This is a genomic window from Burkholderia sp. AU32262 (assembly GCF_020419985.1).
Taxonomy (GTDB): Bacteria; Pseudomonadota; Gammaproteobacteria; order Burkholderiales; family Burkholderiaceae; genus Burkholderia; species Burkholderia semiarida.
This window is the reverse complement of sequence record NZ_JAIZRS010000013.1, coordinates 104,283-116,756: the sequence shown is the minus strand read 5'-3', so window position 1 is coordinate 116,756 and position 12,474 is coordinate 104,283. Positions and strand designations below refer to the sequence as shown.

The window sequence follows — 12,474 nt, the reverse complement described above, 5'->3', positions numbered from 1 at the left end:
GGCTGCCATGACCGTATTCCGTGCGGCGCAGCCGCTCGACTGGCGACAGGTGGCGGCCGTGGCGGCCGGCGAGCCGCTGGCGTTGGCCGACGAGACGCGCGCGCGTGTCGCGGCCGCCCGCGAACTCGTCGACGAGATCGTCGCGCGCGGGATTCGCGCGTACGGCGTCAATACCGGCGTCGGCGCGCTGTGCGACGTGATCGTGTCGCCCGCGCAGCAGAGCATGCTGTCGCACAACATCCTGATGAGTCACGCGGTGGGCGTCGGCATGCCGCTCGGCGCGGCCGAAACGCGCGCGATCATCGCGGCCGCGATCAACAACTATGCGCACGGGCATTCGGGCGTGCGTGCCGACGTCGTCGACCAGCTCGTCGCGCTGCTCGAGCACGATTGCCTGCCCGAAGTGCCGGCGCACGGCTCGGTCGGGTATCTGACCCACATGGCGCATGTCGCGCTCGTCTGTGTCGGGCACGGCCATGCGCGCCATCGCGGCGAACGCCTGCGCGGCGCCGACGCGCTGCGGCGCATCGGCCGCGAACCGCTCGTGCTCGGCGCGAAGGAAGGGCTGAGCCTCGTCAACGGCACGCCGTGCGTCACGGGGCTGGCGGCGCTCGCGCTGGCTCGCGCCGAACGGTTGCTCGACTGGGCCGACTGGATCGCGGCGACGAGTTTCGAGAACCTGGGCGGGCAACTCGCCGCCTTCGATCCGGCTTCGCTCGCGCTGCGGATTTCGCCCGGTATCGGCCAGGTCGGCGCCCGCCTGCGTGCGCTGCTGGCGGACAGCGGCATGCTTGCCGCGGCGAGCGGCCGGCATACGCAGGATCCGCTCAGCCTGCGCACGATTCCGCACGTGCATGGCGCCGCGCGCGACGTGTTCGACGTCACGGCCGAGGTGGTCGATCGCGAACTCGCGTCCGTCACCGACAATCCGATCGTCGCCGGCACGCGCGAGACGCCGGCCGTGCATTCGCAGGCGCATGCGGTCGGCGCGGGCATCGCGCTCGCGATGGACAGCCTCGCGGCGGCGATGGCGCAGGTCGCGGCGATCGCCGAGCGGCGCCTCGACCGGCTCGTGAATCCGCTCGTCAGCGGGCTGCCGGCGTTTCTTGCCGCGCCGGGCGGCAGTTGTTCGGGGTTCATGATCGCGCAGTACACGGCGGTCGCGCTGGTCGCGCAGAACCAGCGGCTTGCCGCGCCGGCGAGCCTCGACGGCGGCATCACGTCGGGGCTGCAGGAAGATCACCTGTGTCATGCGACGCCGGCCGCGCTGAAGGCGCTCGACATCATCGAGAATACGACGCGCGTGCTCGCGATCGAATTGCTTGCGGCCGCGCAGGCGTACGATCTGCAGCCGGGCGAAACGGCGCGCGCCGCGTCGACCGACGCGCTGTGGCGGCATGTGCGCGAACGCGTGCCGGCGTATCGCGACGACCGCCCGCTCGCGGACGATATCGCGATCGCGGCCGGCATCGTCGCGGGTGTGCCGCCTTCGTTGCAGTGACGACGGCCAACGACGGGCCGATCACCCCACATTCATTCGGGCGAGGGCGCATGAGCGAAACGGAACGCAGACTTTCCGCACGGCAGGCGTCGGCATCGGCCGACACCGTGCCGGCGCGGACATTGCCGGCCTATCAGCAGATCAAGCGCTACGTCGTGGAGCGGATCGCGAAGGGCGACTGGAAGCCCGGCGGCGCGATCCCGACCGAGGCCGAACTGGTCAAGGAATTCGGCGTGGCGCGGATGACGGTGTCGCGCGCGCTGCGCGAACTGACGGCCGAGCGCGTGCTGACGCGCATCCAGGGGGCCGGCACGTTCGTCGAGCGCCGGCATTACGAGTCGACGGTGCTGGAAATCCGCAACATCGCGGACGAAATTGCCGAGCGCGGCCATCGGCACAGTGCGCGCGTGCTGCTGATCGAGCGCAGCGTCGATCCGGACGCGATCGAGGCGCTCGGGCTGCGCGCCGGGCCCGTGTTTCATTCGCGTATCGTGCATTACGAGGAGGACGAACCGATCCAGTTCGAGGATCGCTACGTCAATCCGGCCTTGTTTCCCGCGTATCTGGAGCAGGACTTCACGCTCGAGACGCCGAATCACTACATGGTGCGACTGGCGCCGATCCAGCGCGCGGAGTTCCAGATCTACGCGGAGAAGCCCAATGCGCAGGTGCGGCGGCATCTCGTGATGGAAATCGGTGAACCGTGTCTGCTGCTGCGACGCCGCACGTGGGTCGGCGAGCAGGTCGCCACGTCCGTGAGGCTGTGGCATCCGGCGTCGCGGTTTCATCTGGCCGGCAACATGTAGGGAAGCGGGGGCGATCGCGTCGCGACGTCACCGCGCATCGTGCGTCGTCCGGCTCGATTTGACACCTGGCGTCGCCGCCCATTAAAGTCGCGACGCGGGGCGGCGGGTCAAGCACACGCCCGGAACAGGCAGCCGATGTTCCAGGACTACGGGGCTACCCCGTGGATCGGATCGAGACGCCGATGCGCCGCAAGGGAATCCGTTGCGCGTCGCGCAACATGACCCCTCGCAGCACCAGTCACGTTGACTCGTCGTCCCGCCCCTCTGCGTCCATGCACTCATCCCTGCGCGACACCACCCGAACGATTGCCGAGGCGATGCTCGCCGGTTCGCCCGAGCGCGACGGCGTCGTCGCGCGGATGGCCGCCGTGCTCGGCGAAGCCCCGCCGTGGGCGCACGAATGCGCGGGCCTCGCGCTCGTTCGCTTCGGCGCGGAGTGGGCCGATACCGACACCGACGCGCTCGCGGCGGTGCTGGCCGAGGCGCCCGGGTTCGTGCGTGCATGGTATGGCGACCGTCGGCCAGCGGTGATCCGCATCGTGCGGCGGCCGCTGGTGCAGCGGCCGCTGCCGGCGCCGCTCGCCGGCTGCGACGTGCCGCACTGGCCGACGCCCGGCGATCTCGCCGGCTGGCTCGGCGTGAGCGTGCCGGAACTCGACTGGCTGTCCGATCACTGGCGCGTCGACGCGCGCGGCAGCGCCACGCCGCTGCATCACTACACGTACGTCGCGGTCGACAAGCGCAGCGGCGGGTGCCGGCTCGTCGAAATCCCGAAGGGGCGGCTGCGCGAAGCGCAGCGCCGCATCCTGCACGAGCTGCTCGATCGCGTTGCGCCGCACGGCGCGGTACACGGTTTTCGCAAGGGGCACGGGATCGTGTCGTTCGCGGCGCCGCATGCGGATCGCGATGTCGTCGTGCGCTTCGATCTCGCGGATTTCTTCGTATCGGTGCGCGCGGCGCGCGTTCACGCGCTGTTCGTGACGCTCGGGTATCCGGCCGAAGTCGCGCGGACGCTCACCGGGCTGTGCACCAATCGCGTGCCGTCGGCGCGGCTGCTCGCGCCGGACCTGCGCGACCGGTTCGACTGGATCGGCCGCCAGCGCTATCGCGAACGGCATCTGCCGCAGGGTGCGCCGACGTCGCCGGCGCTCGCCAACCTCTGCGCGTTCCGGCTCGACATGCGGCTCGCCGCGCTCGCGCGTTCGCTCGATGCGACCTATACGCGCTATGCGGACGATCTCGCGTTTTCCGGCGGCGGCGCGCTCGCGCGCGACGTCGAGCGGCTGCAGATCCGGGTCGCCGCGATCGCACTCGAGGAAGGCTTTGCGCTGCAACTGCGCAAGACCCGCGTGATGCGGCGCGGCACGCGGCAGCAACTGGCCGGCGTGGTGGTCAACCGTCATCCGAACCTGGCGCGCGACGCGTTCGATCGCCTGAAGGCCATCCTGACCAATTGCATCCGGCACGGCCCGGCGTCGCAGAATCGCGACGCGCATCCGGATTTCCGCGCGCATCTGGCCGGGCGCGTCGCGCATGCGAGCGCGCTGAACGCGGCGCGCGGCGCGAAGCTGCGCGCGCTGTTCGACCGGATCGCTTGGGAGGCCGGCGGCGAAGACTGCTGAACCGCCGGCTCGCATCGACCCCGGCCGGCGACTTCTGCAACACGATCCCGCGCACTGCTATCATTCGCGCCATGCCGCGCCCGTGACAGGTGCGGCGAATCACTTGCGGCCGCCGTCCACTCGCGGCGCGCCGCCCGTTGCCGGCCGGTGCTGCCTGTCAGTGACGCACGACGTCGTTTCGTGCTCATCGCGCAAATCATGCCGGCTCAGGTGGACGATTCACCTATTTGACAGCCCCGATCGGCGGAACTTCGTGGTAGGTTCGGCCATCGGAGCTTTTTGCAAAAACATGCCCAAAGAGGATGAATACATGACCCAGGCCCTGCAGGAACTCGAAGCACAACTTCGGGACCTGAACATCAAGCTGTCGGAGGCGAAGCAGAAGGAGAAGCAAGCCGCGCTCGCGGCCTTCAAGGAACAGGTCGAGCTGCTGGGGATTTCGCAGCAGGAAGTGCTGAGCGCGCTCGGCTACATCGTCCAGCGCAAGCGCAAGGCGCCCGCGAAGTACTACGATCCGACGACCGGCCGCTCATGGTCGGGGCGCGGCCCGCGGCCGAAATGGCTCGAAGGCAAGGATCTCGAAACGCTTGCCGTCGACCGCGGAGCCAAAACCTGGTGGCCGGGGGACGATCAGGGCTGAAGCCCGCCGCGCCGCCGGGCCATCCGGCGTCGTCCGGTTCGCGCAGGCGGGCCGGACGGCGATATTCCGCCCGCCTGCCGTCTTTCATCCGGTGTCCGGCCTGATCGCGCATCGCCGGCCTCGCCGCCGCACCGGATCGACGTTTTCCCTTTCCATTTCCCTTTCCCGTTCGTTGCCCGCCGTGGTCCGTCGTTTCCCGCCAGCCGTCCGGCCAGCGCGGGCCGGCGCGCATCCGCCCGCGTCGTTCGCGGGCACAGGCCTTAGAATGTCGCCGGACATTCGTGGCAGGACACCATGGCGGCAAACATGAAATCTTCGACGCTCGGCGGGCCGTCGGCCCCGGGCGCGGAGCAGGTCGGCGCATACGCGTGGAAGGCGCTGGCCGGATCGGCGATCGGCTATGCGATGGACGGCTTCGACCTGCTGATCCTCGGCTTCATGCTGCCGGCGATCACGGCGGCGCTGCACCTGACGCCCGGGCAGGCCGGCGCGCTGGTCACATGGACGCTGGTCGGCGCGGTCGCGGGCGGCATCGTGTTCGGCGCGCTGAGCGATCGCTACGGGCGCGTGCGCGTGCTGACCTGGACGATCCTGCTGTTCGCGATCTTCACCGGCCTGTGCGCATTCGCGCGCGGCTTCCAGGATCTGCTCGTCTATCGCACCATCGCGGGCATCGGCCTCGGCGGCGAGTTCGGGATCGGCATGGCGCTCGCGGCCGAAGCGTGGCCTGCAGCCAAGCGCGCCCGCGTGTCGTGCTACGTCGCGCTCGGCTGGCAGGCCGGCGTGCTGCTGGCCGCGCTCGTGACGCCGTTGCTGCTGCTCCACATCGGCTGGCGCGGCATGTTCGCGGTCGGCGTGCTGCCCGCGCTGCTCGCCTGGGTGATGCGCAACACGCTGCACGAGCCGCAAGCGTTCGCGCGGCGCGCGACGCAGCCGAAGTCCAACGCGTTCCGCATGCTCGTCGCCGACGGCCGCACCGCGCGCACGAGCGTCGGCATTGCGATCCTGTGTTCGGTCCAGAATTTCGGCTACTACGGAATCATGATCTGGCTGCCGACCTTCCTGTCGAAGCAGATGGGTTTCTCGCTGACGAAATCGGGCGTGTGGACGGCGGCGACCGTCGTCGGGATGATGATCGGCGTCTGGGTGTTCGGCCAACTGGCCGACCGCATCGGTCGCAAGCCGACGTTCCTGCTGTACCAGCTCGGCTCGGTCGTGACGGTCATCGCGTATGCGCGGCTGTCGGACCCGACGGCGATGCTGTGGGCCGGCGCGCTGATGGGGATGTTCGTCAACGGGATGGTCGGCGGCTACGGGACGCTGATGTCGGAAGGCTATCCGACGGCCGCACGCGCGACCGCGCAGAACGTGCTGTGGAACATCGGCCGCGCGGTCGGCGGCTTCGGCCCCGTCGCGGTCGGCGCGCTCGCCGCGCACTACTCGTTCCAGACGGCCATCGCGCTGCTCGCCGGCCTCTACGTGCTCGACATGGTCGCGACGGTGTTCCTGATTCCCGAGCTCAAGGGCGTCGAGCTCGAATGAGCGCGGGACGCGCGCATGCCGCCACGATTTCACCGGAAACCACGATGCAACGGAACAACAGGACGATCGGCGTGATGGGCTCGGGCAAGGAGCCGTGGCTCGCGTTTTCGGAACCGCTCGGCGCGTGGCTCGCGCAGGCCGGGTTCAACCTGCTGACGGGCGGCGGGCAGGGCGTGATGCTGGCGGTCGCGCGCGCGTTCGCCGGCGTGCCCGGTCGGGCCGGCCGATCGATCGGCATCCTGCCGACACGGGCCGATCCGGTCGCGGGCTTCGTGCCGCTCGACGGCTATCCGCATCCGTTCGTCGACGTTCCGATCCTCACGCCGCTGCCGCGGCGCGAACCGGGCGCCGCGCCGGACGCGATCAATCGCAACTATGTGAACGTGCTGAGCAGCGACCTGATCGTCGCGCTGCCGGGCGGGCACGGGACGGCCGAGGAGATCGCGCTCGCGCAGCGCTGGCGCAAGCCGCTCGTCTGCTTCGGGCCGGATGGCGCGTTTCGGTCGCTTGCCCCGGACGCCACGTGCACGTCGTCGCTCGACGACGTGATCCGGTTCATCGACGATGCGTTCGCGGCGGAGCACGCGCTGCGATAGGGCGATCGATCCATTCGGCGACCGTCGGCGGCAACGTACGTCGGCTCGAACCGCCGCAGGCACGGTTCAGCTCCGTCGCCCTCCGTTCGACGCACTGTCTTCACCGCGCCAACAGCCGGTTCCGATTGGCGAATCCCGGTCGGCATCGGCTTACAGCAGCGTCACGTTGCTCGATGCCTCGTCGGATGGATACGCCGATGGACCGCGCGCGTTCGCCGCGTCGTGTCCCCGTTCTGTAGCGGGCGTCATGAAGTCCGCCGGATCGACGACGGTCCATTGAACCTCAGCCGCCCGCCGGCCCCGGCCCCGGTCCCGGCCGGCTGAAGCGCTGCTCGACCACCTCCGTCCCCCACTGCGTGCCCGCGGATTCGCTCGTCAGCGCGAAGCCGAACGACTCGTACAGATGGCGCGCGGCATCGAGCCCCTTGAACGTCCACAGGTACGTCTCGCGAAACCGGTGTGCGTCGACGAATTGCATCGCGAGCGTCATCAACCGGCGCCCGACGCCCGAGCCGCGCAACGCGTCGTTGACGATGAACCAGCGCAGGTGCGCGACGCCCGTTGCCGGGTCGCCGTCGATCGCGAGCGACGCGAGCGTGCGCCCGTCTTCCTGGCACAGCCACAGCGCCTTGCCGTCGGCAGGCAGCGCGCCCGCGAAGGCGGCCAGCTCGGTCGCCACGCGCTGTTCGAAGAAGGCGCCGAACCCCCAGTGTTCCGCGTAGAAGCGCGCATGCAGGCTCGCGATGTCGCCGATGCAGCCCGGCTGATAGCCGTCGCGAATCGAAGGCGCCTCGGCGGGTGCAACGGGCGCCCTGGCCGCATTGTCCTGGGCGAGCGCATCGGCATACAGCGCGAGCGAACGCAGCAGCGCCTGCTGGTCGGCCGGCATCATCCGGCGCAGCGCGTTCGACACTTGATCGGTCGCGAACGTGTCGATTCGTTTGCGGAGTTTCTTGCCTTCGGAGGTCAGGTACAGCTCGATCGCGCGCGCGTCCTCGCTCGACACGCGCCGCTCCACGACCCCGGCCGCTTCGAGCCGCGCGAGTTGCCGGCTCGTGTTCGACTTGTCGAGCCGGAGGATCGCGCCGAGATCCTTCGCGTTGATGCCGGGCGTCATCCCGATCTCGAGGATCGCGTGCACGGCCGACGGCGCCCAGTCGCTGTCGGCCAGCGTCGCACGCATGAAGCCGAGCTCGCGCACCAGCTTGCGCGAGAAGTCGCGCAGCTCGAGGATGGTCGCGTCGCGCGGCTTGGCCGGCACGTCGATGAGGTCCATGGTTTGTCCGTGGAAAGTTGCGGATCGCAATCAACAATAGTTGCGGGTCGCAACTTATGCAAGGCGGATTTTTCACGCGGATCGGTTGTTTCGCAGGCGCCGCCGCCGTGCGACCCGGCGGTCAGGCGGATCGACGCGCGAGGACCAGCGCGGCACGGCGGGGTACCAAAGCCGATGGCCCGGCGTGCGGAAGTGGCCGCATACTGGCGGAGCGGGCCGACTTGCGAGCCGGAGCGTCGACCGACCCCCGATCGACGACCGCGGACCACGGAGATCACGATGAACAAGCTGTTGCCGATGACGATCGCGTTGCTTGCCGGCAGTGGCATCGGCGCGGCGCCGCTTCATGCCGCCGGCGCGATGGACGCGCCGCCGTGCAGCGCCGCGCATGCGGCGGATCGGGGCGGCGGAAACGCCGCGATGGCGGGCGCGTCGGTCCGCAGCTTTTCGACGGCCGGTTGTTCGGGCGCGGTATTGCAGGGCGACAGCGCCGTCGCGACGGTCAACGGCGACCGGGTCGAGTTGCACGACGGCGTCGTCTACGTCAACGGCCGATCCTATGGCGCGGTCGCGCCCGCGCAGACGGTCGAGTACGAGGTCGCGCGCGACCGGCGCACGTTGAAGGTCGACGGGAAAATCCGCACGCCGCCGCGCTGACGCGTGCCGCCCCGGTACGCCGCCGCGCCGCGGGCATGGGGTTCCCGATCAGCGTGCGGCGCGAACCGTTTCGCGCGACGGGCATTGCCGGCCGGTGTTCGTGCCGATTTCGTCCGCGCTGCTCGAATGCGACAGCCGCGGCGTGACCGGCTCGGACTTCGGGCCGTTCCGCTACGAGCGGCTCGCGCGGCCGGTGTATCCGCACGACGACATCGTCGAGTGGCCGTCGGGCACGCGACGCACGGATTGACGGAACGGAACCGGGAACGAGACGCCGGGCGCGCGTGCTTTCGGGCATCATCCGATAGCGCCGGCCCGTCGGGCAGCAGGGTCGGGCAATTCATTGCGTCCGCAACCGATCCGGAGAACCGACCGCCATGCATTCGAATCCTTTCCGCCCGCGCGGCGCGCGCCTGCTCGCCGCGCTGACCCTCGCCACGACGGCCGTCGCCGCGCACGCCGCCGACTGGATCGTGTCCGGCAACGACGGCAAGTACCAGCGTGTCGAGGGCCGCGACACCTTTCTGCCGTCCCCGCCCGCCGACACGCTGACGCTGCTCGACGCCAGCACGTTCCCGCCGAAGGTCGCGGCGCAGATCGACGTCGAGAACGGCATCCAGGGGCCGCCGCAGGCCGTCGCGATCACGCCGGACGCGAAGCTCGCGCTGGTCGGCGCGCCGACGCGCTATGACACGGCCGCGAAGCAGCTCGTGTTCGACACGTTCCTGCAGATCGTGAATCTCGACACCGCGCCGCCCGCGATCACGCGCGTCGAGCTCGGCACGCATCCGCAAGGGATCGCGATCGACCGCTCGGGCCGGCTCGCGCTCGTCGCGAACGTCGACGGCAGCGTGTCGATCCTGCGCATCGACGGCACGCAGGTGACGCTCGACGGCACCCTGAAAATCGGCAAGAAGCGGCTGGCCGGAATCAGCTTCACGCACGACGGCAAGCATGCGCTCGTGTCGCTGCGCGACGAGCAGGGCATCGCGGTGCTGAACGTCGACGACGGCAAGGTGACCGACAGCGGCACGCGGCTGAGCACGGGCGTCGCGCCTTACACGATCGACGTGTCGAGCGACAACCGCTGGGCCGTCGTCAGCAACGTCGGGCTCGCCGGGCTGCCCGGTTACACCGGCACGCTCGCGGGCGATGCCGATTCGGTCGCGCTGATCGACGTGTCGCGCGTGCCGTTTCGCACGGTGCAGTACCTGACGGTGCCGTCGCTGCCGGAAGGCGTCGCGATTTCGCCGAACGGGAGGTGGATCGCGGTGCAGGCGATGGACGGCTCGAACCTGACGGCCGACAACCCCGGCCGCCGCAAGCTCGGCAAGGTGCTGCTGTTCGAGATCCGCGACGGGCAGGCCGTGAAGGTGAGCGAGGTGCCGGGCGGCGAAGCGGCGCAGGGCATCGTGTTTACCGCCGACAGCCGGCACGTGATCGTGCAGTTCAACGTCGAACGGCAGCTTGCGCTGTATGCGGTCGAAGGCGGCAAGCTGCGCGATACGGGCAAACGGATCGCGCTGACGGGCGGGCCGTCTTCGTTGAGGACGTTGCCGCGCTGAACGGGCTTTGTTCACGGCTCGTGGCGACGGAGCCTGAGCGGGCCGTTCGGCCGTGAACGGCACGCGCCCCTTCAACGGATGAAGGAGCGGGCGAACCGGCGACGCGCACGCGAGGATGCGTGCGGAAAGAAGCGCCCGATGCGCTTGCACCGGACGGTACGGCCGTGCCGTTACGGACGCAGCAGATCGAACCCGCCGAATACCACGACACCGCTGAGCACGATCATCGCGACCGAGTGCTGGCCGAAGTAGAGAATCGCGGCGGCGAGCCACGTCGTGATGCAGAAGGCGCCGATGCGGGCCATCGTGTGTTCCTCGAATGCGTGATGAGGTGAATGCGTGCCGCACGGCGTTCGCCGCTCGGGCGGTGAGCGGGGCACGCGTGCAGGCGGACGGAAAAGGCAACCCGGGAAGCCGCGAGGGCGTCGTCGGCGACGTTGCGTGCCGCGCCTCGACAGGCCGGAGTCGAAGCCGGCGGCATCGCGCGATCGGCCCGAACGAGCGTCCGACGTGCGTCTCCAGCCGGCGAAGCGGCGATTTTACCAGCGACGCCATGCCGCGAATCTGGCCCTTTCGCGATCAATTTCGGTCATCGTGCAGTAATCCACCCGACCCCCGATATTCAAGTTTCGTGTGACGAATGCCGTAAACGAACTGGAAGGCGATTTCCGCCATGTCACTTCGTCAACCGACACACGGACCGACACGATGCAGATCGATTTCTCCACGACCGCGCGATCCCCGCTCGCGGACAGCGCCATGACCGCGAACCCGCCCGCCGCGAGATCGTTGACCGGCGGCGCGACGGATGCCGCGAGTACGACGGGCGCAACGGGCGCGACAGGTTCCGCCGCAGCGAGTGACACGTCGAGCACCGCCGCGACGAAGGATGCCACCGGCGCCGCCGGCGAAACGCCCGGCGCGGCCGGTGCATCGTCGGAAGACCCGGCGGTCGCCCAGTTGAAGGCGCTGATCGAGCGGCTGCAGAAGCAACTCGCGACATTGGAGCGGCAGATGGCCGCCGCGGCGCAGCGGGCGAAGGACGACCCGTCCGCGGCCGTCGAACAGCAGTCGCTGAGCGCGGAAGCCAGCACGATCTCGGCCGCGCTCGCGACGGCGATCGCGCAACTTGCCGCGGCGCTCGCGAAATCCGGCGGCTCGCAGGCGGGCGGGCTGGTGTCGACGCAGGCCTGAGCGGCCACGGCGGCATCGGCCGCACGCATTACAATCGCAAGCGCGTCTCCTTCTCAAGGACGGCTGAACGATGAATGCGGAACTCGACGACGACGAACTCGTCCGCTTCGACGCGCACGGCGGCACGCCGCTGCCGGCGGCCGATGCCGAAGGATGGCTCGACCACGACGGCGCGCGCATCTGGCACGCGTCGTACGGCCAGGGGCCGGCGGTCGTGCTGCTGCACGGCGGCCTCGGCCACGGCGGCAACTGGGGCAACCAGGTGCCGGCGCTGCTCGCGGCCGGCTACCGCGCGATCGTGATCGACAGCCGCGGCCACGGCCGCAGCACGCGCGACGACGGCCCCTATTCGTACGAACGCATGGCATCGGACGTGCTGGCCGTGCTCGACGCGCTACGCGTCGACCGTGCACGCTTCGTCGGCTGGAGCGACGGCGCATGCATCGCGCTCGTGCTGGCCGCTCGCGCACCGGAACGCGCGGCCGGCGTGTTCTTCTTCGCGTGCAACATGGATCCGGGCGGCACGAAGGAGATGGCGCCGAGCCCGCTGATCGACCGCTGTTTCGCGCGGCATCGCAAGGACTATGTGCGATTGTCGGCGACACCGGATCAGTTCGACGCGTTCGTCGCGGCCGTCAGTGAAATGATGCGCACGCAACCGGATTACACCGCGCAGGATCTCGCGGCGATCGCCGTGCCGGTTGCGATCGTGCAGGGCGAGCACGACGAATTCATCCGGCCCGAGCATGCGGCGTACTTGGCGCACACGATCCCGGGCGCGACGCTGACGATCCTGCCCGGCGTGAGCCATTTCGCGCCGCTGCAGCGGCCCGCGCGGTTCAATGCGGCGATGCTCGCGTTTCTCGACCGGCTGCCGGGGTGATCTGCAGGCGCGGCGCGCGGCCCGCTGCCGGGCGCGTTCAAACCATCAAGCTGTCGGCGGAATCCACGGCACGCGCTGCATGATTTGCCACGTGGGCAGGTCCGCCCGCAGGCCGAGTTCGACCTCGATCCGGGCGGGTGAATCAATCGCACGGCAGGCCAGCGCTTGCAGATCTGACGAGGCTTATCTCTT

12 protein-coding genes and 1 pseudogene are annotated in these 12,474 nt (G+C 69.7%); 11 read left to right on the top strand and 2 right to left on the bottom strand.

Annotated elements, in window-relative coordinates:
* Nucleotides 1–7: 7 nt before the first annotated feature.
* The 6 genes from LGN10_RS17445 to LGN10_RS17420 all read left to right on the top strand — a co-directional run bounded on the left by LGN10_RS17445 (nt 8) and on the right by LGN10_RS17420 (nt 6,707).
* A complete protein-coding gene (locus LGN10_RS17445; RefSeq protein ID WP_059579351.1) occupies nt 8–1,501 on the top strand; it encodes an HAL/PAL/TAL family ammonia-lyase in 1,494 nt (497 codons plus the stop codon).
* A 50-nt stretch (nt 1,502–1,551) separates the two neighbouring features.
* Nucleotides 1,552–2,307, top strand: a complete 756-nt coding sequence (hutC, locus tag LGN10_RS17440) for a histidine utilization repressor (RefSeq protein ID WP_226224433.1) — start codon at nt 1,552–1,554, stop codon at nt 2,305–2,307.
* Between the two features lie 272 nt (nt 2,308–2,579).
* Nucleotides 2,580–3,929 (top strand): reverse transcriptase family protein, encoded by a 1,350-nt coding sequence (locus LGN10_RS17435; protein ID WP_226224431.1) that lies wholly within the window; start codon nt 2,580–2,582, stop codon nt 3,927–3,929.
* A gap of 310 nt (nt 3,930–4,239) precedes the next feature.
* On the top strand, nt 4,240–4,569 hold the full coding sequence (locus LGN10_RS17430) for an H-NS family nucleoid-associated regulatory protein (protein WP_059579344.1): 330 nt from the start codon (nt 4,240–4,242) through the stop codon (nt 4,567–4,569).
* 294 nt (nt 4,570–4,863) lie between these two features.
* Nucleotides 4,864–6,111, top strand: a complete 1,248-nt coding sequence (locus LGN10_RS17425; protein WP_226224430.1) for an MFS transporter — start codon at nt 4,864–4,866, stop codon at nt 6,109–6,111.
* A 44-nt stretch (nt 6,112–6,155) separates the two neighbouring features.
* Entirely contained in the window at nt 6,156–6,707 is a 552-nt protein-coding gene (locus tag LGN10_RS17420) for a DNA-binding protein (RefSeq protein WP_413227149.1), read from the top strand.
* Between the two features lie 283 nt (nt 6,708–6,990).
* Here the strand turns inward: LGN10_RS17420 and LGN10_RS17415 are convergent, their stop codons facing one another.
* Complete coding sequence (locus LGN10_RS17415) at nt 6,991–7,983, bottom strand: helix-turn-helix domain-containing GNAT family N-acetyltransferase (protein ID WP_226224428.1); 993 nt, start codon at nt 7,981–7,983, stop codon at nt 6,991–6,993.
* Nucleotides 7,984–8,262: 279 nt separating this feature from the next.
* Here LGN10_RS17415 and LGN10_RS17410 point away from each other — a divergent pair, with 279 nt between their 5' ends.
* The 3 genes and pseudogenes from LGN10_RS17410 to LGN10_RS17400 all read left to right on the top strand — a co-directional run bounded on the left by LGN10_RS17410 (nt 8,263) and on the right by LGN10_RS17400 (nt 10,205).
* A complete protein-coding gene (locus LGN10_RS17410; RefSeq protein WP_226224427.1) occupies nt 8,263–8,640 on the top strand; it encodes a S26 family signal peptidase in 378 nt (125 codons plus the stop codon).
* Nucleotides 8,641–8,722: 82 nt separating this feature from the next.
* Nucleotides 8,723–8,890: pseudogene (locus LGN10_RS17405) on the top strand (microcystinase MlrC family protease); the annotation flags it as partial.
* Nucleotides 8,891–9,017: 127 nt separating this feature from the next.
* Nucleotides 9,018–10,205 carry a beta-propeller fold lactonase family protein gene (locus LGN10_RS17400; RefSeq protein WP_226224426.1) on the top strand — a complete coding sequence of 396 codons (1,188 nt, stop codon included), beginning with the start codon at nt 9,018–9,020 and terminating at the stop codon, nt 10,203–10,205.
* 170 nt (nt 10,206–10,375) lie between these two features.
* On the opposite strand, the gene LGN10_RS33550 is transcribed toward LGN10_RS17400, so the two are convergent.
* A complete protein-coding gene (locus LGN10_RS33550) occupies nt 10,376–10,510 on the bottom strand; it encodes a hypothetical protein (RefSeq protein ID WP_006767081.1) in 135 nt (44 codons plus the stop codon).
* Nucleotides 10,511–10,913: 403 nt separating this feature from the next.
* Here LGN10_RS33550 and LGN10_RS17395 point away from each other — a divergent pair, with 403 nt between their 5' ends.
* A complete protein-coding gene (locus tag LGN10_RS17395) occupies nt 10,914–11,399 on the top strand; it encodes a hypothetical protein (protein ID WP_089466024.1) in 486 nt (161 codons plus the stop codon).
* A 70-nt stretch (nt 11,400–11,469) separates the two neighbouring features.
* The gene (locus LGN10_RS17390; RefSeq protein ID WP_226224425.1) at nt 11,470–12,282 is read left to right on the top strand and encodes an alpha/beta fold hydrolase; all 813 of its coding nucleotides are present in this window, start codon (nt 11,470–11,472) and stop codon (nt 12,280–12,282) included.
* Nucleotides 12,283–12,474 lie beyond the last annotated feature (192 nt).

What these genes read in the sequence shown, in the direction of transcription:
- LGN10_RS17445 (WP_059579351.1), top strand. Translation starts at nt 8, where the DNA reads ATGACCGTATTCCGTGCGGCGCAGCCGCTCGACTGGCGACAGGTGGCG.
- hutC (WP_226224433.1), top strand. Translation starts at nt 1,552, where the DNA reads ATGAGCGAAACGGAACGCAGACTTTCCGCACGGCAGGCGTCGGCATCG.
- LGN10_RS17435 (WP_226224431.1), top strand. Translation starts at nt 2,580, where the DNA reads ATGCACTCATCCCTGCGCGACACCACCCGAACGATTGCCGAGGCGATG.
- LGN10_RS17430 (WP_059579344.1), top strand. Translation starts at nt 4,240, where the DNA reads ATGACCCAGGCCCTGCAGGAACTCGAAGCACAACTTCGGGACCTGAAC.
- LGN10_RS17425 (WP_226224430.1), top strand. Translation starts at nt 4,864, where the DNA reads ATGGCGGCAAACATGAAATCTTCGACGCTCGGCGGGCCGTCGGCCCCG.
- LGN10_RS17420 (WP_413227149.1), top strand. Translation starts at nt 6,156, where the DNA reads ATGCAACGGAACAACAGGACGATCGGCGTGATGGGCTCGGGCAAGGAG.
- LGN10_RS17415 (WP_226224428.1), bottom strand. Translation starts at nt 7,983, where the DNA reads ATGGACCTCATCGACGTGCCGGCCAAGCCGCGCGACGCGACCATCCTC.
- LGN10_RS17410 (WP_226224427.1), top strand. Translation starts at nt 8,263, where the DNA reads ATGAACAAGCTGTTGCCGATGACGATCGCGTTGCTTGCCGGCAGTGGC.
- LGN10_RS17400 (WP_226224426.1), top strand. Translation starts at nt 9,018, where the DNA reads ATGCATTCGAATCCTTTCCGCCCGCGCGGCGCGCGCCTGCTCGCCGCG.
- LGN10_RS33550 (WP_006767081.1), bottom strand. Translation starts at nt 10,510, where the DNA reads ATGGCCCGCATCGGCGCCTTCTGCATCACGACGTGGCTCGCCGCCGCG.
- LGN10_RS17395 (WP_089466024.1), top strand. Translation starts at nt 10,914, where the DNA reads ATGCAGATCGATTTCTCCACGACCGCGCGATCCCCGCTCGCGGACAGC.
- LGN10_RS17390 (WP_226224425.1), top strand. Translation starts at nt 11,470, where the DNA reads ATGAATGCGGAACTCGACGACGACGAACTCGTCCGCTTCGACGCGCAC.